The organism is Petropleomorpha daqingensis (assembly GCF_013408985.1).
Taxonomy (GTDB): domain Bacteria; phylum Actinomycetota; class Actinomycetes; order Mycobacteriales; family Geodermatophilaceae; genus Petropleomorpha; species Petropleomorpha daqingensis.
Genome location: NZ_JACBZT010000001.1, coordinates 4,546,383 through 4,567,449, shown reverse-complemented (window position 1 = coordinate 4,567,449; position 21,067 = coordinate 4,546,383). Strand labels below are relative to the sequence as shown.

Below are 21,067 nucleotides of genomic sequence, written 5' to 3'. Positions count from 1 at the left end.
GGATCTACGGCGGCGTCGTGCTGTTCGACTGGGTGGTCGGCTGAGCCGGTCAGCGACCGGCGACGGCCACCCGGCCGCGCCCGCCCCGCTTGGCCTCGTACAGCGCGCCGTCGGCGGCCGAGTACAGCGCGCGTAGATCGCCGGCGCGCTGCGGTAGGTGCGCCACACCGACGCTGATCGACAGCGAGAGCAGCGTGCCGTCGGCCAGGGTCAGGGGCTCGGCCCGGACGGCGGTCAGCAGCTCGTCGGCGCGCCGCGCGGCGACCTCGAGGGTGCAGCCGGGCAGCAGCACCGCCAGCTCGTCCCCGCCGAGCCGCGACAGGACGGCGTCGTCGGCCCGCACCTGCCGGCGCAGCACCCCGGCCAGGTGGACCAGGACGTCGTCGCCGACCGGGTGGCCGTGCGTGTCGTTGATCGTCTTGAACGCGTCGACGTCGATGAGCACCAGCCCCGTGCCGGTGCCGCACGGCGCCTCGAGCGCGGTCTGCAGCGCGCCGTCGAAGGAGCGCCGGTTGACCAGCCCCGTGAGGGAGTCGACGGCGGCCTGCTCCTGCAGCGCGGCGACCAGTCCCTCCTGGGTGTCGTTGGCCCGCACGAGCATGACGGCCATGACGACCAGCACCGCGCCGAAGAAGGCGAGGTCGGTGGTCGCCGGCTCGACCGGCAGCTGCAGGTAGAGGCTCAGCGCGTCGGCGGCCAGGGCGACGCCGGTCACGAGCAGGGCGGCGCGGCGGCGCAGGTGCGACGCCGCCCACAGCACCGGGAAGGCCAGGAAGGACTGGCCGGTGATGCTGGTGTCTGAGGTCAGGAAGTTCAGCGCGCTGGTCAGCAGGACGCCGCCCAGCGCGAGCGCGAGGCACACCCCGATCCGGTCCAGCCGCTCGGGCGCGACGAACCAGCAGACGGCCGCGGCGGACAGCAGGCCGGCCACCCCGAACCACGACGCGACGTCGACACCGGTCGTGGCGTTCTGGGCCAGGGTGAGCCCGGCCAGCGCCGTGCCGCAGACAGCGAGGATCAGCACCGCACTGCGTGCGGCGCTGCGCGGGTCACGGGCCCGCAGCGCATCCGGCATCCTCACGCACCAGGCATCGGCAGGTCGGGGGTGCGGGAGCAGTGCCCCGTCACCCTCCGGGGTGAGAGCGCTTGACCGCCCCGACCTAGGCTCGACGGCGTGAGCAGCCCCACGCAGTCGCAGGCCCAGGCCGAGGTCGCCGAGCTCCTGTCCGAGCTGATCCGGATCGACACGACCAACACCGGCGACACCGCCACCAGCGCGGGGGAGCGGGCCGCCGCCGAGTGGGTCGCGGGCAAGCTCGACGAGGTGGGCATCGGCTCGCAGATCCTCGAGTCCGAGCGCGGCCGGGCCAGCCTGGTCGCCCGCATCCCGGGCGCGGACAGCAGCCGGCCTGCGCTGCTGGTGCACGGGCACCTCGACGTCGTCCCCGCCGATCCGTCGGAGTGGAGCGTCCACCCGTTCTCGGGCGAGGAGCGCGACGGCTACGTCTGGGGCCGTGGCGCGGTCGACATGAAGGACATGGACGCGATGGTGCTCGCGCTCGTGCGCGAGTGGGCGCGCACCGGCGTTCAGCCGCCGCGGGACATCGTCCTGGCCTACGTCGCCGACGAGGAGGCCGGCGGCCGGCTCGGCGCGCGGTTCCTCGTCGACGAGCACCCCGACCTGTTCGAGGGCTGCACCGAGGCGATCAGCGAGGTCGGCGGCTTCTCCATCACCGTCCGCGACGACCTGCGTCTCTACCTCGTGCAGACCGCCGAGAAGGGCCTGGCCTGGATGCGGCTGACCGCCGGCGGCCGGCCCGGGCACGGTTCGTTCGTGCACGACGACAACGCGGTCACCCGGCTCTGCGAGGCGGTCGCCCGCATCGGCTCGGCGCGGCTGCCCACCGTGCTCACCCCGCCGATGCGCCAGTTCCTCGACGCCGTCAGCGAGGCCTACGGCATCGAGATCGACCCCGACGAGCCCGAGCAGGCGCTGTCCCGGCTGGGCTCGATCTCCCGCATGATCGGCGCGGCCCTGCGCAACACCGCCAACCCGACCATGCTCGACGCCGGCTACAAGGCCAACGTCATCCCGGGCAGCGCCTCGGCGACCGTCGACGGCCGGTTCCTCTACGGGCAGGAGGAGGAGTTCGAGCGGCAGCTCGCCTCGCTGATCGGCGAGGGGGTGCAGCGCGAGTGGCTGGTGCACGACCAGGCCGTGGAGACGACGTTCGACGGCCCGCTGGTCGACGCGATGGTCGCCGCGCTGTGCGCCGAGGACGACGGCGCGCGGCCGGTGCCCTTCACGATGAGCGGCGGCACCGACGCCAAGAGCTTCGAGCGCCTCGGGATGCGCTGCTTCGGGTTCTCGCCGCTGAAGCTGCCGCCGGAGCTGGACTTCGCCTCGCTGTTCCACGGCATCGACGAGCGGGTCGCGATCGAGTCGCTGCAGTTCGGCATCCGGGTCCTCGACCGCTTCCTGCGCTCGGCCTAGACGTGCCGACAGCCGGTGCCGCGCGGGCGGCACCGGCTGCCGGGGTGGGAGCGGCTACTTCAGCCAGCCGTGCTCCTGCACGAAGGGGATGCGCTCCCACCGCGTGCCGAAGCCCCACGTCCGGCCGGCACCGAGGAGGGTGATCAGGCCGAGGACGAGGGCGTAGACGAGGTGGTCGTCCATGAACAGGTTGTTCGCCGGCGGCAGCACCGCGCTCCACATCAGCACCAGCATCAGGGCGCCGGAGACGGCGGCGATCCGCATGCCGATCCCGAGGATCAGCGCGAGGCCGATGCCGAGCAGACCGATCATGAAGACCCAGTCGACGACCGCGTTGCCGGCCAGGTTGCCGTAGAAGTCGGCCAGCGGGCCCTTGGTGGCGAAGCCGAGGAACCCGGCCGTGGGGGAGCCGCCGTGGATCCAGGCCGCCGGGCCGAAGTAGTCGACGACGCCGGTCTTGGCGTCCACGCCGGTCTCGTGGCCGAGGGCGAACGTCTTGTCGAGGAACGCCCAGAGGAAGGTCCAGCCGAGGCTGAGCCGGATGGTCGCGGCGACGTAGCGCGTCCACCGCTGGGTCGTGGTCTCCGGCGCGGCGGCGGCCGGTCCGCCGGTCTCTTCGAGGGTGTAGCTCTTCTGGCGCTCGGTTGTCGTCATCCGACTTCTCCTGTCGTGGTGTCCTGAGATCACCGTCGCGGAGGCGCCCACCTGCGACGACGTGCCGAAAAGTCCTGCTCACAGGCCCAAGGTCCCGACTTCCGGGGGGACCTCCGGCGGACGGCGCGTCGCGTGGTGTGATGCGGGGGTGAGTTCTCTCGCGCCCGGCAGCGTCGCCCTGATCACCGGCGGAACGGGCGGCTTCGGCCGCGCTCTCGCCACGAAGCTCCGCGAGCGGGAGGTGACCGCCGTCCTCGCCGACCTCGACAGCGAGCGCAACCGGGCGGTCGCCGAGGAGCTCGGCTGCCCGTTCGTCGTCCTCGACGTCACCGACCGCGCCGCCAACGAGGCGGTCGTCGCGCAGGTGGAGGCCGAGCACGGCCGGCTGGACGCCGCGTACCTCAACGCCGGCATCTCGGCCGAGAAGTCCGACGGCGACCTCGACCTCGACGAGTTCCTGCGGGTCGTCGACATCGACCTGTTCGGCGTCGTCTACGGGGCGGTCGCCGCCGCACCGGCGATCCGGCGGGCCGGCGGGGGAGCGATCGTGGTGACCGCGTCGCTGGCCGGGCTCTCGCCGATGGCCGGCGACCCCGGCTACAGCGTGGCCAAGGGCGGGGCGATCGCGTTCGTCCGCTCGATGGCGCCGCGGCTGGCCGCCGACGGGACGACGATCACCGCGATCTGCCCGGGCTTCGCCGACACCGCGATCATCGACCGGATCCGCGAGCACTTCACCGCGGCGAACTTCCCGGTGCTCTCCGCCGCCGAGGTCGCCGACGCGATGGTCATGGCCTGGGAGTCCGGCGAGCCGGGAGCGGCTTACGTCGTCCAGCCCGGGGTCGGCACGATCCCGTACCGGTTCAAGGGCGTGCCGTCGGCGAAGACGGCGGCCGGCGAGACCGCCGTCGTCCCCGAGGCGCTGCGCCCACCCGGCATGCGCTGACCCTCGCGGTGTGGTCGCGACTCTCGCGACATACCGCGAGGGCGGCGACCGCACCGCGAGGGTGAGACCCCGTGAGGGCGGGCGGGCGGCGTCTGGCAGGGTCGCCGGCATCCAGCTGGGCAAGGCGGCCGGCGCCACGGTCATCGCCACCGCCGGGGGCGAGCGCAAGGTCGAGGTCTGCCGCCAGCTCGGCGCCGACCACGCCATCGACTACACGACCGAGGACTTCGTCTCGGTGGTCAAGGACGTCACGAACGGCCGCGGCGCCGACGTGATCTACGACCCCGTCGGCGGGGACGTCTTCGACAAGAGCCGCAAGTGCATCGCGTTCGAGGGCCGGCTGGTCGTCGTCGGCTTCACCAGCGGGCGGATCCCCGAGGTGCCGGCCAACCACGTGCTCGTGAAGAACTACAGCGTCGTCGGCCTGCACTGGGGGCTCTACCGCAAGCACGACCCCGCGGTCTTCGGCACCGTGCACGAGGAGCTCGGCCGCCTCTGGGCCAAGGGCGAGATCGACCCGCTGGTCAGCCAGGCGCTGCCGCTGGACCGGGCGCCGGAGGCGCTCACGGCGCTGGCCTCGCGCAGCACGGTGGGCAAGGTCGTCCTGCTGCCCTGAGCGGAGTGCCACGGCGCGGTTTCCGCGCCCGTGGCACTCCGCACACCCCGTTTTTCAGTGGGACTGCGGGCGGCCGAGCCGGGCCTTGGTCTCCTCGACGTCCATGCCGTGCAGCCGCAGCAGGTTCTCGCCGAGGATCTTGCGCTTGGCCTGCTCGGTGAGCTGCGGATAGCCGTAGCCCTCGCACAGGTCCTGCGGGATCGAGAACTCCCAGAACGCCCGCAGCGCCCACTGCGGCTGCCAGATCGGCGCCTCCGAGCCGTAGACGATCTTGTCCTCGCCGCACCAGAACAGCAGCTTGCCCAGCATCTCCGCGAACTTCCGCGGCGCCCGGACGACGAAGTTCAGCGTCGCGGCGATCGAGGCGTAGAGGTTCGGGAAGCGGATCAGCTGCCAGCAGGTCTCGTCGATGAACGGCAGCCCGACGTGGAAGATCACGAAGTTGATGTCGGGGAAGTTCGCCGCGGCGCCGTCCATGTCCCAGGTCTGGGTCGCCTCGACCGGCTGCGGACCCAGCGGCACGCCCTTGTGCACGCCGATCAGGTTGATGCCCAGTTCCTGCGCCTTCTCGAAGACCGGGAAGGCCACCTGCGGGTCGTCCATCCGCCACGGGAACGGCGTCCCGTAGTCGTAGCGGACGTTGTAGAACTTGAACGCCTTCGCGCCGAACTCGCCGACCTGCCGCTCCATCAGGTCTAGCGCCCTGCGCCCCTCCAGCGGGTTGACCGAGCCCCAGAAGATCGTCCGGTCGGGATCGCGCGTGGCGAGGTCGGCGCAGGTCTCCCAGGGTGACAGCCCGTCGCGGAACAGGTCGGTCAGCGGCAGCGGCATCGCGACGAGCATGTCGGTGTCGGAGTCGTCGTAGACCATCTGCCGGATGTCGGACGGCGTCCACTCCTTGAGGAACTGCTCGGCCGAGAGCTTCGGCTCGTTCTCCGGGGTCAGCACCTGGTGGAAGGCGTAGAGGTGGTTGTTGAACATCTCCCCGGGCTGGCCGTAGGCGTTCTTGGGCGTGAAGTTGAACGGGTGCGCGACCCCGTCGAAGACGAACGCGTCGCCGATCATGGCTGGGCTCCTCGGGTGAGGCGGGACAGGTAGGCGTCGCGGTCGCCGACGGCGACCGGGTCGGGCAGGAAGCGCAGGGCGCGGGTGGCCGACGCCGACATGCGGTCGGGGGTCCAGGTCTCGTCCCAGACGATCTCGACCTCGCACGAGTCGATGCCGGGCTGCGCGCCGATCGCCTCCTCGACGTCGGTGAGCACCCGGGCGGCGAACGGGCACCAGCCCGAGGTCAGCAGCAGCTCCACGCGCGCGTGGCCGTCGTGCACCGCGACCGAGCGCAGCAGGCCCATGTCCACCACCGAGATGCCCTTCTCGCGGCAGCACGGGTCGTAGACGTCGGACAGGGCGCGGACCGCCCATTCCGGCGCGGGACCGGACGTCATGCGCAGCATGGTCGGCCCGCGGCCCGACCTGGGAGAAGGGCCGCGATTTCAGATGGTGCTCACCCGGCGAGGGCGAGCGCGCGGGCGATCCGTCCGGCGCCGGTCCGCAGCGCGGGTCGCGGATCGCCGACGGTGGGGGAGAGGACGACGGCGACCGCCACCACGCCCTCCGGCGTGGGCACCGCCGCGCCGCAGCAGCGGATGCCGACCGCGTACTCGCCCTCGTCGACCGCGACCTCCCCGGGGCCGGGCAGCCGCAGCCGGCGCCGGTCGACCACGGTCCGCGGCGTGAGGTCGTGCAGCGGGTGCCGGGACAGGTAGTCCTCGCGGTCCGCGGCCGGCAGCTGGCCGAGGATGGACTTGCCCAGCGCGGTGGCGTGCGCGGCGTCGTGGATGCCGACCCAGAGCTCGATCCGCGGTGTGCGCGGGCTGTCGACGATGTCGGCCACGAGGATCTCGCCGTCGACGTAGCGGCCCAGGTAGACCGCGCCGTGCAGCTCGTCGCGCAGCCACTCCAGTGCGGGGCGGGCCAGCGCGATGCCGCGGGCCGCCGTCCCGTGGTCGCGGACGACGTCGATGCGGTGGCCGAGGACGTAGGAGCCGTCGTCGAGGTGCTGCAGCCAGCCCTCGTGGGCGCAGGTGCGCAGCAGGTGGTAGGTCGTCGCGAGGGGGAGGCCCGCGGCGCGGGCGATCTCCTTGGCGCGGGCCCGGCCGCCGTGGTCGGCGACCACCTCGAGCAGGCGCAGGGCCCGCTGCACGGACTGGATCAGTGTCGGCTGTCCTGCGCCCACGACCCGCTCCTCTCGCGGTCGCCGCCCACGATCGCAGACCGGCCGCCTGGTAGGCAGGGGTCCGTGCGCATCGTGGTCACCGGCAGTTCCGGGCATCTGGGTGAGGCCCTCGTGCGCGAGTTGCGGGCGGCGGGGCACGCGACGGTCGGTCTCGACCTGCTGCCGTCGGCGCACACCGACGTGGTCGCGTCGATCACCGACGACGACGCCGTCCGCGAGGCCGTGGTGGGTGCCGACGCCGTCCTGCACACCGCGACGCTGCACAAGCCGCACGTCGGCACGCACACCCGGCGGGAGTTCGTCGACACCAACGTCGGCGGGACGCTCACGCTGCTCGAGGCCGCGGTCGACGCCGGGGTCGGCCGGTTCGTCCTCACCAGCACGACCAGCGCGTTCGGCCGGGCGCTGACCCCCGGGAGCGGGGCGCCGGCGGCCTGGATCACCGAGGACGTGGTCCCGCGGCCGCGCAACGTGTACGGCGTCACCAAGGTCGCCGCCGAGGACCTGTGCGAGCTCGTCGCCCGCGACGCCGGCCTGCCGTGCGTCGTCCTGCGCACCTCGCGGTTCTTCCCCGAAGAGGACGACGACGCCGCGGTCGCCGGTGCCTACGACGCCGAGAACGTGCGGGTCAACGAACTGCTCCACCGGCGGGTCGACCTGGCCGACGTCGTCAGCGCCCACGTCGCCGCGCTGGGGCGGGCGCCCGAGCTCGGGTTCGCCCGGTACGTCATCAGCGCCACCACGCCGTTCGACCGCGAGGACCTCGCGGAGTTGCGCAGCGATGCGCCGGCCGTGCTGGCGCGGGTCGTGCCCGAGCACGCGGAGGTCTACGCCTCCCGCGGCTGGCGGATGTTCCCGGCGATCGACCGGGTGTACGTCAACGAGAGGGCGCGCGCCGAGCTGGGCTGGGAGCCCCGCTACGACTTCCGGCGCGCGCTCGAGCTGCTCCGGCAGGGGGAGGCGCCGGGCAGCCCGCTGGCCGCCGCCGTCGGCGCCAAGGGCTACCACCCGGAGCCGACCGGCCCCTACACGACTAGATCGCGGGTTTCGGCAGGTAGCTCAGGCGTGCGCGACGACGCATGATCGCCTTGCGCGTGCCGTCGGCGTGCAGCTGCAGGCGGGCCAGCTCCCAGCCCCCCGTGTCGGCCTGCAGGCTCAGCATGGTCGCCGCTGCGGATCGGGACGTGCCCGGTGGGATCCGCAGCGGCGCGAACTCCCACTCCGCGACCGCCTCCATGCGGCCGATTGTGCCCCTCCGACGCCTCCTGGTCATGTGTTCGTTGCCTGATCGTGGGAACCCGACCCTGCCGGGGGACGGCGGCAGCGGCACGATGAGACCCGCCCCAGAACGGATCCGGAGGAGGACGACGTGACCGATCCCGGCACCAGCGAGGTGTCCGACGCCGACCGCGCGGAGCAGGAGGCGCTGCTCGACCCGCCGGCGGTGACCGTGGCCGGCGAGGCCAGTGCGCCGCCGGAGGACGTCCCCGAGGCCGACGCGCTGGACCAGCAGCTCGCCGCCAACCCGGGGGAGCCCGGTGCGCCGCGGTTCGGGATCGGCGACCGGGAGGCCGACGACGCCGACGTCCTCGAGCAGGAGACCGAGGTACCGGAGGACGACGACGACGTCCTGACCTGACCGGTCGCCGAACCGGTCAGGGGAGGACCTGGTAGCGGGTCATCATCCCGGCCAGGATGTGGTCGTTGACGTGGCAGTGGAACAGCCAGATGCCGGGGTCGTCCGGTGTCATGTCGGCGACGATCATCTGGGCGGGCAGCAGCGAGGTCACGTCCACGCGCATGCCGTTGGCGAGCACCGTGTTGCCGTGCCAGTGCGGCGTGTGGAGGTCGACCTCCGTGCCCATGGCCATCAGGTACCAGCGGACGTGCTGCCCCGCCCTGACCGTCATGCCCTCGCCCGGCGCCGACCCGAGCGGCTGGTTGCCGTACACGTAGCCGTTGATGTCGTGCATCAGGTTCGACTCCTCGAACCCCTCGTCCTCCGGGTCCGGCGGTGCCGGCAGACCGGCCAGGTTCGCGGGCAGGTCGAGGCTCTGGTTCTCGTCGCTCACCTGGAAGACGGCGACGAGCTCCCGGTCGACGCCGCGCGGCGTCCCGTCGGCCCGGGCCTGGCCCCGGGCGGTGACGATGACCGGGCCGACCAGCCCGGCGTAGGTGTCGCCGACCTCGTCGGTGTGGGAGTGGTACATCCACATCACCGAGCTGGGGTCCATGGGGCCGGGACCGGCGCGCTCGGGGACCGTGTAGTCGTAGGTGTAGATCGCACCGGGTGGCACCGCGTCGTCGTCCTTCTGCCGCGCGGTGCTGCCGTCGGCGTACGGCGCCCCTTCGGCGCCCTTGTCGTACTTGAGGCCGTGCATGTGCACGCTGGCCGGCCGGTCGAGGTTGTTCTTGAACACGATCCGGACACGGTCGCCGACGACGGCGTGGATGACCGGCCCGAGGAAGCCGAGGTGCTCCCACGCCGCCGGGCGGGGTGTGAGCGTGCTGAACGAGCGGTCGGTGTACTCGCGGTACAGCGACTTCACGTAGGCGCTGCCGATGCGCTCGGGTCCCGCGGCGACGAACTCGTTCGCGACGTCGTCGAACGGCTGGCCGGTGATGCCGTTGCTCCCCGTCGGGGCGTAGTCCCACCTCACGGAGTCCGCGGCGATGTAGTACGTCCGGGTGGTCCCCGCACTCTCGTGCCCGGCCGCCGGCCGGCCGGTGGTGACCAGCACCAGGTACCCGGCGAGGACGACGAGCGCCGCGCCCATCGCCAGGAGGGATGCGGCCGGCAGCCGCCGTCGTGCGACGTCCCGCGACTCCTCGTGCATGGCGCACCGCCTCGGTCTGCGTGTCTCACAGAGCGCGCACAGGCTGGCAGCGGCGGCGGGGACCGGATAACCCCTCGACGCGCGAGCCGCGGCGGGACGCCGCCGCACGGCAGCCGCCCCCGGAGATCCGCCACGCAGCGTCACCGGCAACGCCCCCGGCGAGGGAGGGCCTAGCCTTCCTCGACCGCCTCGGCGAGCAGCCGGGCCAGGCGGGTGCGCCGCGGCCGGACGTCGACCTCCCGGACCGCTCGCGCCAGCGCCGCGCCGCTCGCGTGCACGATCGACAGGTGCTGCTGGGCGCGGGTCAGCGCCGTGTAGACCAGTGGCCGCGACAGCATCCCGCCGGCCTCCGGGGGCAGGACGACGACCACCCCGGGCCACTCCGAGCCCTGCGCGCGGTGCACGGTGATCGCCCAGCCGTGGCGCAGGTCGGGCAGCGCGTTGCCGGTTACCGTCACCGGGCCGGAGGAGAAGTCGACGGTCAGCGAGCCGTCGCCGGTCCCGGTGACGACGCCGACCTCGCCGTTGGCGAACCCGATCGGCTCGAGGTCCAGGTGGTTGGCCGTCGCCACGACCCGGTCGCCGACGTCGAAGCCGAACACCGTGCCGTCCCCGGGGTTGAGCTGGGCCTTGAGCGCCTTGTTGAGCTCGATGGTGCCGGCCGGCCCGCGGTGCACCGGCGTGACCACCTGCACCGAGCTGGGCTGGATGCCCAGCGCCCGCGGGATCGAGTCGGTGACCAGCTGCACCACCCGCCGCGCGGCCTCGCCCGACCCGGACGCCGGGACGACGACCACCTCGCGGTCGGGGGAGTCGACGGGCGGCAGGTCCCCGCCGCGCACCGCGGTCGCGAGCCGGGCGATCGCGCCACCCTCGGCCTGCCGGTACAGCGTGGTCAGCTCGGTCACCGGGACGGCAGCGGAGTCGATCAGGTCGCCGAGCACGTGGCCGGGCCCGATCGAGGGCAGCTGCGCCGGGTCGCCGACCAGCAGCAGGTGCGTGCCGTCGGGGCAGGCCTCCAGCAGCGCCGCGGTCAGCTCGACGTCGAGCATCGAGGCCTCGTCGACCACGACGACGTCGGCGTCCAGCGGCCACTCCTCGTTGCGCGAGAAGCCACCCGTCGTGCCCTGGGCGCCGAGCAGCCGGTGCACCGTCACCGCGGGGTGGTCGGTGAGCTCCTCCAGCCGCTTGGCCGCCCGCCCGGTCGGTGCCGCCAGCGCCACCTCGGCGCCCTTCTTGCGCAGCAGCTGGACGACGGCGGCGACGGTCCGGCTCTTGCCGGTGCCCGGCCCACCGGTCAGCAGCGACACCCCGGCGGTGAGGATCTGGCCCACCGCGGCGGCCTGCGCCTGGTCCAGCCCCTTCGACACCGAGCGCACCGACACCGGGTCGGCGATCGGCTCGGCGGTGGCCATCAGCCGCTGCACGTTCTCCGCGACCGCCTCTTCGGCCATGCCGTAGCGGGCCAGCGAGAGCTGGAAGGACCCCGGTCCCCCCTCCGCTCGCACGCTCGCGAGGGAACCCTGACCGGAGCCATCGACCGGGTCGGGCTCGTCGTCTTCGGCCTCCGGATCGAATGGCGGCGCGTGCTCGAGCACCTCGCCGCCCTCGACCGCCGCCACGACCGCGGCGGCCGGGTCGGTGATCCCCTCGGCCCGCAGCGCGGCGACGACCAGGTCGGCCGGGAGCACCGTGTGCCCGTCGCGGGTCGCCGTCCGCAGGGTCTGCGCGACGATCGCCCGGCCGCGGCGGGAGTCCTGCCGGTCGGCGCCGGGCAGGATCGCGATCGCCAGCCGGTCGGCGTCGCCCAGCGACACGCCGGGCAGCGCGAGCAGGGTCCACGGGTCGTCGCGCAGCCTGCGGGCGGCGTCGTGCCCGAGCGCGTCGGCCACGCCCGCGGCCAGCTTCGCCTCCAGGCCCGCGCCGACCAGCAGTCCGACCACCTCGTAGGCGGGCTGGGCGGACAGGAAGCTCGAGAACAGCCGCTCGGCGCGCTGCCGGCCGACCCGCGGCAGCTTGAGCAGCCGGTCGGCGGTGACGTCGTCGGGGGTGGTGATCCCGGCGGCGGGCAGCTCGGCGGCGGCCCGCTTGCCCAACCCGGGCCACAGGCCCGCCGCGCAGAACGCGGCGAAGACCTGGTCCTCGGTCACGGTCGCGGTCATCGGCGCTCCGGGTACCCGAACGGCGGGGCCGAGACGTCCTCGAGCGCGGTGCGGATCGCGGCCGGCAGCCGGACGTTCTCCGCGTCGAGCGAGGTCTGCAGCTGCGCGGCGGTGCGGGCGCCGACGACCGGGGCGGCGACCCCGGGCCGGTCGCGCACCCACGCCAGGGCCACGGCGAGCGGGGTGGTGCCCAGCCCCTCGGCGGCGGTGATCACGGCCTCCACGATCCGGTCCGAGGTCGCCGTCCGCAGCCCGTCGAGGAAGCCCTGCCACTGCGGCGAGGCGCCGCGCGACTCCGACGGCGTGCTGTGCCGGTACTTGCCGGTGAGGATCCCGCGCCCGAGCGGCGACCAGGCCAGCACGCCCAGGCCCAGCGCCTCGGCGGCGGGCACGACCTCGCGCTCGACGCCCCGCTGCAGCAGCGAGTACTCCACCTGGGTGCTGACCAGCGGCGTGCGCCCCGGCCAGGCGCGCTGCCAGGTCGCCGCCTGCGCGGTCTGCCAGCCGGTGAAGTTGCTCACGCCGACGTAGCGGACCCGGCCGGTGGCCACGGCGGTGTCGCACGCGACGAGGGTCTCCTCCAGCGGCGTCGAGTCGTCCCAGGCGTGCAGCTGCCACAGGTCGACGTGGTCGGTGCCGAGCCGCTCCAGGGAGGCGTCGAGCGCGGCGAGCAGGTGCCCGCGCGAGGCGCCGCGGCCCATCGGCCCGGTGCCGGTGCGGCCGACCGCCTTGGTGGCCACCAGCACGTCGGAGCGGGGGACGACGTCGGACAGCAGCCGGCCGAGGGTGCGCTCGCTGTCGCCCTCGCCGTAGACGTCGGCGGTGTCGATGAGGGTGCCGCCGGCGTCCACGAACGCGGTCAGCTGCATCGCCGCCTCGTCCTCGTCGGTGTCGCGGCCCCAGGTCATCGTGCCCAGCGCCAGCCGCGACACGACCAGGCCGCTGCGCCCCAGCGCCCGTTGCTCCACGACCGGCCAACCTACCGGCGCGGGCCGACGAGAGCCGGTGACCGTCCCCACCCCCGGAGCGGCGTGCCGGATCACACAGCGGGGCCACCTACCCTGACGCCCCGTGCCTCTCGCCTCTGCGCCCGTGCCCGCCGTCCCCACCGTGAGGGGCTGAGCATGGGCTGGTTCGAAGCCGTCGTCCTGGGCCTCGTCCAGGGGCTGACGGAGTTCCTGCCGATCTCGTCGTCGGCCCACCTGCGCATCGTCGGGGCGGCGTTCGGCTGGGACGACCCCGGGGCGGCGTTCACCGCGATCACGCAGATCGGGACCGAGGCCGCCGTCGTCCTCTACTTCCGCCGCGACATCGCCCGGATCGTGAGCGCTTGGGTGCTGTCGCTGGTCGGGAAGCGGAAGAACGACCCCGACGCCCGCCTGGGCTGGCTGATCATCCTCGGCAGCATCCCGATCGTCGTCCTGGGCCTGCTGTTCAAGGACCGGATCGAGACGACGTTCCGCGACCTGCGGATCGTGGCGATCGCGCTGGTCGCGTTCTCCCTCGTGCTCTACGCCGCCGACCGCATCGGCCGCAAGAAGCTCGAGATCTCCGACCTCACCGTGCGCGACGGCGTCCTGTACGGGCTGGCGCAGGCCCTGGCGCTGGTCCCGGGCGTCTCGCGCTCGGGCGGCACGATCACGATGGGTCTGTTCCTGGGCTACACCCGGGCGGCCGCGGCGCGGTACTCGTTCCTGCTGGCCATCCCGGCCGTGCTCGGGTCCGGCTTCTACGAGGCCTACAGCGCGCTCAAGGGCGACCACCAGGGGCCTGCGGTCGACTGGGGACCCACGATCCTGGCAACGGTCATCGCCTTCTTCGTCGGCCTCTCGGTGATCGCCTGGCTGCTGCGCTACCTGAACCGGGGCAGCTTCACGCCGTTCGTCGTCTACCGGGTGGTGCTGGGCCTGCTGGTCCTCGGCCTGGTCGGCGCCGGGGTCCTGGCTCCCAACTGACCTAGGCTTCCGCCTGTGACCACGGTGATCCTGCTGCGCCACGGTCGGACGACGGCCAACACCGGCGGCGTCCTGGCCGGCTGGACCCCGGGCATCGGGCTGGACGAGACCGGCCAGGCGCAGGTGCAGGCGGTGGCCGCGCGGCTGGCGCCGGTGCCGCTCGCGGCCGTCGTGAGCAGCCCGCTGGAGCGCTGCGTGCAGACCGCCTCGGCCGTCGCAGCCGGCCGCGCGCTGGCGCTGCAGACCGACGAGCGGCTCGGCGAGGCCCGCTACGGCGACTGGACCGGGCGCCCGCTCAAGGAGCTGGTCAAGGAGCCGCTGTGGAAGGTCGTGCAGCAGCACCCCTCCGCCGCGGTCTTCCCCGGCGCGGAGGGGGAGGGGCTCGCGCAGACGCAGGCCCGGGCCGTCGCCGCCGTCCGGGAGTGGAACGCCAAGCTCGGCCCCGACGCGGTGTGGCTGGCCTGCACCCACGGCGACGTCATCAAGGCCGTCCTCGCCGACGCGCTGGGGCTGCACCTGGACTCGTTCCAGCGGATCGTCGCCGACCCCGCGTCGATCTCGGTGATCGCCTACACCGAGACCCGTCCGTTCGTCGTCCGGATGAACGACACCGGCGGCGACGTCGCTGCGTTGATCCCGCCCAAGAGGAAGGGCCGGCGCCGGCCGCGGTCCTCCGACGCCGTCGTCGGTGGCGGGGCCGGCTCCACCGCATGAGGCTCGCGTCGTCGGCTGGACCTGGCCCGATGCCCGCGTAACCTGGGGCGCGTGCCACGCCAGGTCCACCTCTTCGATCGTCCGAGTCGCTTCGTCGCCGGGACAGTGGGCCAGCCAGGAGACCGCACCTTCTACCTGCAGGCCTCCGACACCGCCGGCCGCGTCGTCAGCGTCGCCCTGGAGAAGAGCCAGGTGCAGATCCTGGCCGACCGGATGAACGAGCTGCTCGACGAGGTCGCCGCCCGCGCCAACACCGTCATCCCCCCGGACGCCGACGTCGACGACCTCGAGCCGCTGAGCTCCCCGATCGACGAGGAGTTCCGGGTCGCCGCCATGGGCCTGGCCTGGGACGCCGAGGCCCAGGCCGTCGTGGTCGAGGCCGTGGCCGCCGGCGACGAGCCGATCGAGGAGGACGCGATCCTCTCCGACGCCGAGGAGGGCCCCGACGCGCTGCGGGTCACCATCACCCCCGGCGCGGCCCGGTCGTTCGTGGCCCGCGCCCGCCGGGTCGTCGCCGCCGGTCGCCCCTCCTGCCCGCTGTGCTCCCTGCCGCTCGACCCGGCGGGCCATGTCTGCCCGCGGCAGAACGGCTACCGCCGCTGAACGGCGCACCATGAGCGAGTCCCGTGAGCCGGTCGCCCCGAGCGACCTGCGTCCCCCGGCCGACGACGCGGAGGCGCGCACCCTGCTGCTCGACGGCCAGATCGACGTCGAGGGGCGGATGCTCGACGCCTCCAACGTGACCCTCGTCGGGACCATCCGCACCGGCACGCTCGAGGCCGAGTGCATCTACAAGCCGGTCGCGGGGGAGCGGCCGCTGTGGGACTTCCCGGACGGCACGCTCGCCGGCCGCGAGGTGTCCGCGGCGCTGGTCTCCGAGGCGACCGGCTGGCGGATCGTCCCGCCGACCGTGCTGCGCGACGGGCCGTTCGGCTCCGGCATGGTGCAGCTCTGGATGGACGGCGACGCCTCGGTCGACCTGGGGGCGTTCGTCCGGCGCGATCACCCCGGGCTGCGGCGCATGGCGGTGTTCGACGCCGTCGTCAACAACGCCGACCGCAAGGGCGGCCACATCATCCCGATGCCCGACGGGCACGTGTACGGCGTCGACCACGGCATCTGCTTCTCCGTCGACCCGAAGCTGCGCACCCTGCTGTGGCGCTGGGCCGGCAAGCCGCTGCCCGACGAGGCGGTGACGGTGCTGGAGAAGCTGCAGGTCGACCTGCTCGGCGACCTCGGCGAGGCGCTGCACGAGCACCTGACCCGCCGGGAGGTGCGGCGCACGCAGCAGCGGGTCGCCGAGCTGCTGCGCACGGGCCGGCACCCCGAGCCGTCCGGCGACTGGCCCGCCCTGCCCTGGCCACCTTTCTGAGCAGCGCGTTGTCGGTGGGGCACGGCAGGATGCGCCGCATGCCGCATCGCTCCCGCCTGGCCGTCCTGCTGCTCGACCTGCCGCCGGAGACGCACGACGCCGGCCGCGACTTCTGGTCCGGGGCCACGGGCCGCCCCGCGCCGACCGATCCGGACGAGCCCGAGTGGAGCTCGTTGGGCGACCTGGTCGACGGGTGGCACGTCTCGGTGCAGCGGACGGGGGAGGGGACGTCGCCGCGCTGGCACGTCGACGTCGAGACCGACGACGTCGAGGCCGAGGTCGCCCGGCTGGAGGAGCTGGGCGCGAAGCGGCACGCCGACATGGGCGGTTTCTGGCAGCTGATCGATCCGGCGGGCCTGGTCTTCTGCGTCGTCCCGGTCCAGGACTCCGCCGCCTTCGAGACGTACGCGGCCACCTGGCCGTGACCCACCGCAGCCGCCTGGCGATCCTGCTGCTCGACCTCCCCCCGGAGTCGCACGCCGCCGGCCTGGCCTTCTGGGCGGCGGCGACCGGCCGGGAGGTCGAGCGCAACGCGGCCGCCCCGCAGTGGGCCTCGCTCGGCGCCTTCGCCGGCGGGTTCCACGTCGAGGCGCAGCGCACGGGGGAGGGGACGCCGCCCCGCTGGCACGTCGACGTCGAGACCGACGACATCCCCGCCGAGGTGGCCCGGCTGGAGGCGCTCGGCGCCAGGCGGACGGCGGACATGGGCCGCTTCTGGCAGATGACCGACCCCGCCGGCCTGGTGTTCTGCGTCGTCGGCGTCCAGACCGGCGCTGCGTTCGAGCGGCACGCGACCACCTGGCCCTGAGCGGCTACTCCAGCGTCACCAGGTTCAGCATCGCCGCGGCCGTCGCCGGGTCGCCGTCGACGGTGAGCACCTCGATCCCGACCCGCCGCCACAACGCCAGCAGCAGGTCGCCGGCGTTGCCGGTGAGCGCGGCGATGGGGAAGGGACGGGTGCCCGGGAAGAGGGTGCGCTCGGCGTCGGCGTCCACGGCGTGCAGGACGACGGGGTGCGCCCCGGCCGGCGGGCCGTCGGGGAGCGCGGCCGGCAGCTCGATCTCCAGCCACTCGTCGATCGCGTCGAGGGCGACGTCGGCCGGGATGGGCCGCAGGTCGTCGAGCACCAGCTCGATGTCGGCGGTGTGCACCACCGCCTCGACCACCTGCCGGCGCAGCACGAACGCGACGTCGCGCCGCGGCGCCCAGGTCCACACCGGCTCGGCGGGCTCGGCGCCGTCCAGAGCCGCCTCCAGCTCGGCCGACGACGCGGCGAGGAAAGCCGGCAGCTCGTCGTCCGGGAGGCGGTCGGGTTCGGCGTAGCCGGACGGGTCCTGCGCGCGGCTGCCCACGATCCAGGCCCAGAAGTGCTGAACCTCGGCGAGGTGCCAGACCAGGTCGGCCACGTCCCAGTCGGGGCAGCCCGGCACGCGGGCCCGCCAGCCGTGCGCACGGACGGCGCCGGCGGCCGCCTCGGCGAAGCGCTTGTTGGTCCGCTGCAGCACCGGCAGGTACTCGTCGAGCTCCATGGTCGAGACCGTAGGGCCCCGCAGTGACGTCCCGTGTCGGTGGCCGCATCTAGGCTCGACGTCGTGCTCTCCTGGCCCGCCCCGCTGCTGCCGACCCTGCCCGGGACCGGCCCCGCGCTGAAACTGCACGACACCTCCCGCGGCGAGGTGGTCGCCACCGACCCCGAGAGCACCGCGCGGATGTACGTCTGCGGCATCACGCCCTACGACGCCACGCACCTCGGCCATGCCGCGACCTACCTCGCGTTCGACCTGGTCAACCGGTTGTGGCGGGACGCCGGGCACGCCGTCCACTACGTGCAGAACGTCACCGACATCGACGACCCGCTGCTCGAGCGCGCCGAGCGCGACCACGAGGACTGGATCGTGCTGGGCATGCGCGAGACCGCGCTGTTCCGCGAGGACATGACCGCGCTGCGCGTGCTGCCGCCGGACGACTACGTCGGCGCCGTCGAGTCGATCCCGCGGATCGTCGCCCACATCGAGGACCTCCTCGACGCCGGGCTGGCCTACGTCCTTTCCGACGGCACCGGCGACGTCTACCACGACGTCGCCCAGGCCCCCGGGTTCGGCAGCGAGTCCGGCTACGACGAGCCGACGATGCTGGCCTACTTCGCCGAGCGCGGGGGAGACCCCGACCGGGCCGGCAAGCGCAACCGGCTGGACCCGCTGCTGTGGCGCGGCGAACGCCCCGGCGAGCCGTCCTGGCCCGGGCCGCGCGGCACCTCCGGTCGCCCCGGCTGGCACATCGAGTGCGCCACCATCGCGCTGGAGACCATCGGCATGGGCTTCGACGTCCAGGGCGGCGGCAGCGACCTGGTCTTCCCGCACCACGAGTACTCCGCTGTGCACGCGGAGGCGCTCACCGCGACCAAGCCCTTCGCCCGGGCCTACGTGCACGCGGCGATGATCGGCCTCGACGGCGAGAAGATGAGCAAGAGCCGCGGCAACCTGGTCTTCGTCTCCCGGCTGCGCGGCGACGGCGTCGACCCGATGGCGATCCGGCTGGCGCTGCTGTCCGGCTCCTACCGCGTCGACCGCGAGTGGTCCGACGACGTGCTGCGGGCGGCGCAGGAGCGGCTGGCCACCTGGCGGCGCGCGGTCGGCGCGAGCGCGGGCGCGGCCGGCGCCCCGGTGCTCGCCGCGCTGCGCGAGCGGCTCTCCGACGACCTGGACAGCCCCGGCGCGATCGCCGTCGTCGACGCGTGGGCGGCCGCGACGCTGGCCGGCGACACCGAGGACGACGGCGCGCCGGTGCTGGTCCGCGACGCCGTCGACGCGCTGCTCGGGGTCGAGCTGTAGCGATGGCGGGTCCGTTCCGGCTCACCGACCGGGCCGCCCGGGAGGCGCAGGAGCGGGCGCTGGCACCGGCCGCCGTCCGGTCGACCGACACCCGCGGCCGGGCCGTCGCCGAGCCGGAGGACCCGCTGCGCACCGCCTTCGAGCGCGACCGCGACCGGATCCTGCACGCCAAGGCGTTCCGCCGGCTCAAGCACAAGACGCAGGTCTTCCTCAACCCCGACGGCGACCACTTCGTCACCCGGCTGACCCACACGCTGCAGGTCATGCAGGTCGCCCGGTCGCTGGCCCGCACGCTCGGGCTCAACGAGACCCTCGCCGAGGCCATCGCGCTCGGCCACGACCTGGGGCACTCGCCGTTCGGGCACATCGGCGAGGTGGCCTTCGACCCCTACGTGCCCGGCGGGTGGCACCACGCCGCGCAGGGGGTGCGGATCGCCGAGGTGCTCGAGCAGCTCAACCTGACCTGGGAGGTGCGCGACGGCATCCGCGCGCACAGCTGGAAGATCACCCCGCCGCCGTCCACGCGGGAGGGCGAGTGCGTGCGCTACGCCGACCGGATCGCCTACCTCTCGCACGACGCGCAGGACGCCGTCCGCGCGGGCGTGATGAAGCCGGCCGACCTGCCCGCCCGGACCCGCGCCGTCTTCGGCGAGCCGGGCAGCCAGATGGTCGGGGCGATGATCGACGCGGTGATCGACGGCAGCCTGTCGCCGGGCAACGAGGCCGGCGTCGTCGTCATGGCGCCCGACGCGCTCGAGGCCATGCACGAGCTGCGGGCGTTCATGTTCGAGCGGGTCTACGAGTCGCCGACCGCCGTCGGGCAGAAGGGCGTCGCCATCGACGTCATCCGCCGGCTGGTCGACCACCACCTCGCCCAACCCGAGCTGATCCCGGCCAGCTACCGGGACACCTCCGCCGACCCGGTCACCCAGGTCGTCGACTACGTCTCGGGGATGACCGACCGGTTCGCCCTGGCCATGCACGACCGGCTCTTCGACGACGACGCGGCGTCCCGGATGACGCCGCTGCTGCGCACCAGCTGACGACCAACCGACTCGTCGCCGTGTCGACATGGTGCTAAATCGACCGTTATCCCCAACTCTTTCGCGGCGTCAGCCGCGCGGCTGGTGGCGCCGAGTGCGCAGTTGAGGGCGCCGACACGCCAGGACACGCCGGCGCAGGCGACCGCAACTGCTCACTCGGCCGCGGGCGGGCCCGCGGTCAGGCGCGCGGAACCGCGCTCAGTTGGCACTCCCACGCCGGCGGAGGTAGCGCTCGAACTCGCGGGCGATCGAGTCGCCGCTGGCCCGGGACAGGTCGTCCTCGGTCGCGCGCTCCTCCAGCGAGCGCACGTACTCCACGACCTCGGCGTCCTCGTTGGCCATCTCGTCGACGGTCTTGACCCACTCGTCGGCCTGCTGCGGGAGCGCCCCCATGGGCACGGTCAGCTCGAGGACCTCCTCGACCCGCTGCAGCAGCGCCACGGTCGCGCGCGGCGAGGGCGGCTGCGAGACGTAGTGGGGGACGGCGGCCCAGAAGCTCACCGCCGGCAGCCCGGCCTGCACGCAGGCGTCCTGGAAGACGCCGAGGATGCCGGTCGGGCCCTCGTACCGCGAGGTCTCGACACCGTAGCGTTGCGCGGCCTCGGCGTCGTAGGCCGACCCGCTGACCGGGGTCGGGCGGGTGTGCGGGGTGTCGGCGAGCAGCGCGCCCAGGCCGATCACCGTGTGCACGTCCAGCTCGCGGCAGATCTCGATGAGCTCCTCGCAGAAGCCCCGCCAGCGCATGTTCGGCTCGATGCCCCGGATCAGGACGACGTCGCGCGGGCTGTCCTTGGGGCGGGCCACCGACACGCGGGTGGTCGGCCACTCGACGCGCCGGGAGACACCGTCGACCAGCGAGACCGTCGGGCGGTTGACCTGGAAGTCGTAGTAGTCCTCGGGGTCCAGCGCGGCCAGCGGAGTGGCGTCCCAGATCAGCTCGAGGTGCTCGACGGCACCGGTCGCGGCATCCCCCGCGTCGTTCCAGCCCTCGAAGGCGACCACCGCCACCGCGTCGGTCAGCCGGGGCAGGTCCTCAGAGCTCGGCTTGGGGTCGATCACCTCTCCGAGCCTACGTCGGTCGGCCGACACCGCACGGGTTGCTGGGACGAACGAGGCGCATGGCGGAAAAGGTTCCCCCGACCGGTGGATCCGCGGGGGCGGTCCCGGATCGCGGCCGGACGTGAGACCATGGGCGCGTTGTTCGGGG

At 73.7% G+C, this 21,067-nt stretch carries 24 protein-coding genes; 13 read left to right on the top strand and 11 right to left on the bottom strand.

The window, feature by feature from the left end:
* Positions 1-49: 49 nt before the first annotated feature.
* Positions 50-1,024 (bottom strand): GGDEF domain-containing protein, encoded by a 975-nt coding sequence (locus tag GGQ55_RS22570; protein WP_366490034.1) that lies wholly within the window; start codon positions 1,022-1,024, stop codon positions 50-52.
* A gap of 150 nt (positions 1,025-1,174) precedes the next feature.
* Between GGQ55_RS22570 and GGQ55_RS22565 the strand changes: the two genes are divergently transcribed.
* Complete coding sequence (locus GGQ55_RS22565; RefSeq protein WP_179720612.1) at positions 1,175-2,494, top strand: M20/M25/M40 family metallo-hydrolase; 1,320 nt, start codon at positions 1,175-1,177, stop codon at positions 2,492-2,494.
* A gap of 54 nt (positions 2,495-2,548) precedes the next feature.
* On the opposite strand, the gene GGQ55_RS22560 is transcribed toward GGQ55_RS22565, so the two are convergent.
* On the bottom strand, positions 2,549-3,148 hold the full coding sequence (locus tag GGQ55_RS22560) for a hypothetical protein (protein ID WP_179720610.1): 600 nt from the start codon (positions 3,146-3,148) through the stop codon (positions 2,549-2,551).
* A gap of 148 nt (positions 3,149-3,296) precedes the next feature.
* On the opposite strand from GGQ55_RS22560, the gene GGQ55_RS22555 reads away from it, so the two are divergent.
* Positions 3,297-4,094, top strand: coding sequence for an SDR family oxidoreductase (locus GGQ55_RS22555; protein ID WP_179720608.1), 798 nt, complete (start codon positions 3,297-3,299; stop codon positions 4,092-4,094).
* Positions 4,095-4,155: 61 nt separating this feature from the next.
* Positions 4,156-4,710 (top strand): zinc-binding dehydrogenase, encoded by a 555-nt coding sequence (locus tag GGQ55_RS22550; RefSeq protein ID WP_366490031.1) that lies wholly within the window; start codon positions 4,156-4,158, stop codon positions 4,708-4,710.
* A 54-nt stretch (positions 4,711-4,764) separates the two neighbouring features.
* Here the strand turns inward: GGQ55_RS22550 and GGQ55_RS22545 are convergent, their stop codons facing one another.
* The 3 genes from GGQ55_RS22545 to GGQ55_RS22535 are packed head-to-tail and all read right to left on the bottom strand — an operon-like array spanning position 4,765 to position 6,946.
* Positions 4,765-5,775: an amidohydrolase family protein gene (locus GGQ55_RS22545; RefSeq protein WP_179720604.1), complete on the bottom strand. Its 1,011-nt coding sequence runs from the start codon at positions 5,773-5,775 to the stop codon at positions 4,765-4,767.
* The gene (locus GGQ55_RS22540) at positions 5,772-6,155 is read right to left on the bottom strand and encodes a metal-sulfur cluster assembly factor (protein ID WP_179720602.1); all 384 of its coding nucleotides are present in this window, start codon (positions 6,153-6,155) and stop codon (positions 5,772-5,774) included. The genes GGQ55_RS22545 and GGQ55_RS22540 overlap by 4 nt, the downstream gene beginning before the upstream one ends.
* Before the next feature lie 59 nt (positions 6,156-6,214).
* On the bottom strand, positions 6,215-6,946 hold the full coding sequence (locus tag GGQ55_RS22535) for an IclR family transcriptional regulator (protein ID WP_218859389.1): 732 nt from the start codon (positions 6,944-6,946) through the stop codon (positions 6,215-6,217).
* 63 nt (positions 6,947-7,009) lie between these two features.
* On the opposite strand from GGQ55_RS22535, the gene GGQ55_RS22530 reads away from it, so the two are divergent.
* Positions 7,010-8,029 (top strand): NAD-dependent epimerase/dehydratase family protein, encoded by a 1,020-nt coding sequence (locus tag GGQ55_RS22530; protein ID WP_179720598.1) that lies wholly within the window; start codon positions 7,010-7,012, stop codon positions 8,027-8,029.
* Here GGQ55_RS22530 and GGQ55_RS22525 read toward each other — a convergent pair.
* The gene (locus tag GGQ55_RS22525; RefSeq protein WP_179720596.1) at positions 7,980-8,183 is read right to left on the bottom strand and encodes a DUF5703 family protein; all 204 of its coding nucleotides are present in this window, start codon (positions 8,181-8,183) and stop codon (positions 7,980-7,982) included. The genes GGQ55_RS22530 and GGQ55_RS22525 overlap by 50 nt on opposite strands.
* Before the next feature lie 132 nt (positions 8,184-8,315).
* Here GGQ55_RS22525 and GGQ55_RS22520 point away from each other — a divergent pair, with 132 nt between their 5' ends.
* On the top strand, positions 8,316-8,585 hold the full coding sequence (locus GGQ55_RS22520; RefSeq protein ID WP_179720594.1) for an Rv3202a family protein: 270 nt from the start codon (positions 8,316-8,318) through the stop codon (positions 8,583-8,585).
* Positions 8,586-8,601: 16 nt separating this feature from the next.
* Here GGQ55_RS22520 and GGQ55_RS22515 read toward each other — a convergent pair whose 3' ends face one another.
* The 3 genes from GGQ55_RS22515 to GGQ55_RS22505 form a co-directional block, all read right to left on the bottom strand.
* Positions 8,602-9,783 (bottom strand): multicopper oxidase domain-containing protein, encoded by a 1,182-nt coding sequence (locus GGQ55_RS22515; protein ID WP_179720592.1) that lies wholly within the window; start codon positions 9,781-9,783, stop codon positions 8,602-8,604.
* 170 nt (positions 9,784-9,953) lie between these two features.
* Entirely contained in the window at positions 9,954-11,945 is a 1,992-nt protein-coding gene (locus GGQ55_RS22510; protein WP_179720590.1) for an AAA family ATPase, read from the bottom strand.
* Positions 11,942-12,913 carry an aldo/keto reductase gene (locus GGQ55_RS22505; protein ID WP_179720588.1) on the bottom strand — a complete coding sequence of 324 codons (972 nt, stop codon included), beginning with the start codon at positions 12,911-12,913 and terminating at the stop codon, positions 11,942-11,944. Before GGQ55_RS22505 ends, GGQ55_RS22510 begins: the two co-directional genes overlap by 4 nt.
* Before the next feature lie 156 nt (positions 12,914-13,069).
* On the opposite strand from GGQ55_RS22505, the gene GGQ55_RS22500 reads away from it, so the two are divergent.
* From GGQ55_RS22500 to GGQ55_RS22475, 6 genes are read left to right on the top strand one after another with little or no spacing between them, the layout of a single operon-like run.
* Entirely contained in the window at positions 13,070-13,900 is an 831-nt protein-coding gene (locus tag GGQ55_RS22500; RefSeq protein WP_179720586.1) for an undecaprenyl-diphosphate phosphatase, read from the top strand.
* Positions 13,901-13,915: 15 nt separating this feature from the next.
* Entirely contained in the window at positions 13,916-14,614 is a 699-nt protein-coding gene (locus GGQ55_RS22495) for a histidine phosphatase family protein (protein WP_179720584.1), read from the top strand.
* A gap of 51 nt (positions 14,615-14,665) precedes the next feature.
* Positions 14,666-15,217: a DUF3090 family protein gene (locus tag GGQ55_RS22490; protein WP_179720582.1), complete on the top strand. Its 552-nt coding sequence runs from the start codon at positions 14,666-14,668 to the stop codon at positions 15,215-15,217.
* A gap of 10 nt (positions 15,218-15,227) precedes the next feature.
* A complete protein-coding gene (locus GGQ55_RS22485; protein ID WP_179720580.1) occupies positions 15,228-15,986 on the top strand; it encodes an SCO1664 family protein in 759 nt (252 codons plus the stop codon).
* Between the two features lie 38 nt (positions 15,987-16,024).
* Positions 16,025-16,411 carry a VOC family protein gene (locus tag GGQ55_RS22480; protein WP_179720578.1) on the top strand — a complete coding sequence of 129 codons (387 nt, stop codon included), beginning with the start codon at positions 16,025-16,027 and terminating at the stop codon, positions 16,409-16,411.
* A complete protein-coding gene (locus GGQ55_RS22475; RefSeq protein ID WP_366490025.1) occupies positions 16,408-16,794 on the top strand; it encodes a VOC family protein in 387 nt (128 codons plus the stop codon). The genes GGQ55_RS22480 and GGQ55_RS22475 overlap by 4 nt, the downstream gene beginning before the upstream one ends.
* A 4-nt stretch (positions 16,795-16,798) precedes the next feature.
* On the opposite strand, the gene GGQ55_RS22470 is transcribed toward GGQ55_RS22475, so the two are convergent.
* Positions 16,799-17,515 carry a maleylpyruvate isomerase family mycothiol-dependent enzyme gene (locus GGQ55_RS22470; RefSeq protein WP_179720576.1) on the bottom strand — a complete coding sequence of 239 codons (717 nt, stop codon included), beginning with the start codon at positions 17,513-17,515 and terminating at the stop codon, positions 16,799-16,801.
* Between the two features lie 63 nt (positions 17,516-17,578).
* On the opposite strand from GGQ55_RS22470, the gene mshC reads away from it, so the two are divergent.
* Positions 17,579-18,817, top strand: coding sequence for a cysteine--1-D-myo-inosityl 2-amino-2-deoxy-alpha-D-glucopyranoside ligase (gene mshC / locus GGQ55_RS22465; RefSeq protein WP_179720574.1), 1,239 nt, complete (start codon positions 17,579-17,581; stop codon positions 18,815-18,817).
* 2 nt (positions 18,818-18,819) lie between these two features.
* Positions 18,820-19,860: an HD domain-containing protein gene (locus GGQ55_RS22460; protein ID WP_179720572.1), complete on the top strand. Its 1,041-nt coding sequence runs from the start codon at positions 18,820-18,822 to the stop codon at positions 19,858-19,860.
* A 198-nt stretch (positions 19,861-20,058) separates the two neighbouring features.
* On the opposite strand, the gene GGQ55_RS22455 is transcribed toward GGQ55_RS22460, so the two are convergent.
* The gene (locus tag GGQ55_RS22455; protein ID WP_179720570.1) at positions 20,059-20,919 is read right to left on the bottom strand and encodes a PAC2 family protein; all 861 of its coding nucleotides are present in this window, start codon (positions 20,917-20,919) and stop codon (positions 20,059-20,061) included.
* Between the last annotated feature and the right edge of the window lie 148 nt (positions 20,920-21,067).

What these genes read in the sequence shown, in the direction of transcription:
- GGQ55_RS22525 (WP_179720596.1), bottom strand. Translation starts at nt 8,183, where the DNA reads ATGGAGGCGGTCGCGGAGTGGGAGTTCGCGCCGCTGCGGATCCCACCG.
- GGQ55_RS22560 (WP_179720610.1), bottom strand. Translation starts at nt 3,148, where the DNA reads ATGACGACAACCGAGCGCCAGAAGAGCTACACCCTCGAAGAGACCGGC.
- GGQ55_RS22510 (WP_179720590.1), bottom strand. Translation starts at nt 11,945, where the DNA reads ATGACCGCGACCGTGACCGAGGACCAGGTCTTCGCCGCGTTCTGCGCG.
- GGQ55_RS22460 (WP_179720572.1), top strand. Translation starts at nt 18,820, where the DNA reads ATGGCGGGTCCGTTCCGGCTCACCGACCGGGCCGCCCGGGAGGCGCAG.
- GGQ55_RS22545 (WP_179720604.1), bottom strand. Translation starts at nt 5,775, where the DNA reads ATGATCGGCGACGCGTTCGTCTTCGACGGGGTCGCGCACCCGTTCAAC.
- GGQ55_RS22515 (WP_179720592.1), bottom strand. Translation starts at nt 9,783, where the DNA reads ATGCACGAGGAGTCGCGGGACGTCGCACGACGGCGGCTGCCGGCCGCA.
- GGQ55_RS22480 (WP_179720578.1), top strand. Translation starts at nt 16,025, where the DNA reads ATGCCGCATCGCTCCCGCCTGGCCGTCCTGCTGCTCGACCTGCCGCCG.
- GGQ55_RS22540 (WP_179720602.1), bottom strand. Translation starts at nt 6,155, where the DNA reads ATGACGTCCGGTCCCGCGCCGGAATGGGCGGTCCGCGCCCTGTCCGAC.
- GGQ55_RS22485 (WP_179720580.1), top strand. Translation starts at nt 15,228, where the DNA reads ATGAGCGAGTCCCGTGAGCCGGTCGCCCCGAGCGACCTGCGTCCCCCG.
- GGQ55_RS22500 (WP_179720586.1), top strand. Translation starts at nt 13,070, where the DNA reads ATGGGCTGGTTCGAAGCCGTCGTCCTGGGCCTCGTCCAGGGGCTGACG.
- GGQ55_RS22470 (WP_179720576.1), bottom strand. Translation starts at nt 17,515, where the DNA reads ATGGAGCTCGACGAGTACCTGCCGGTGCTGCAGCGGACCAACAAGCGC.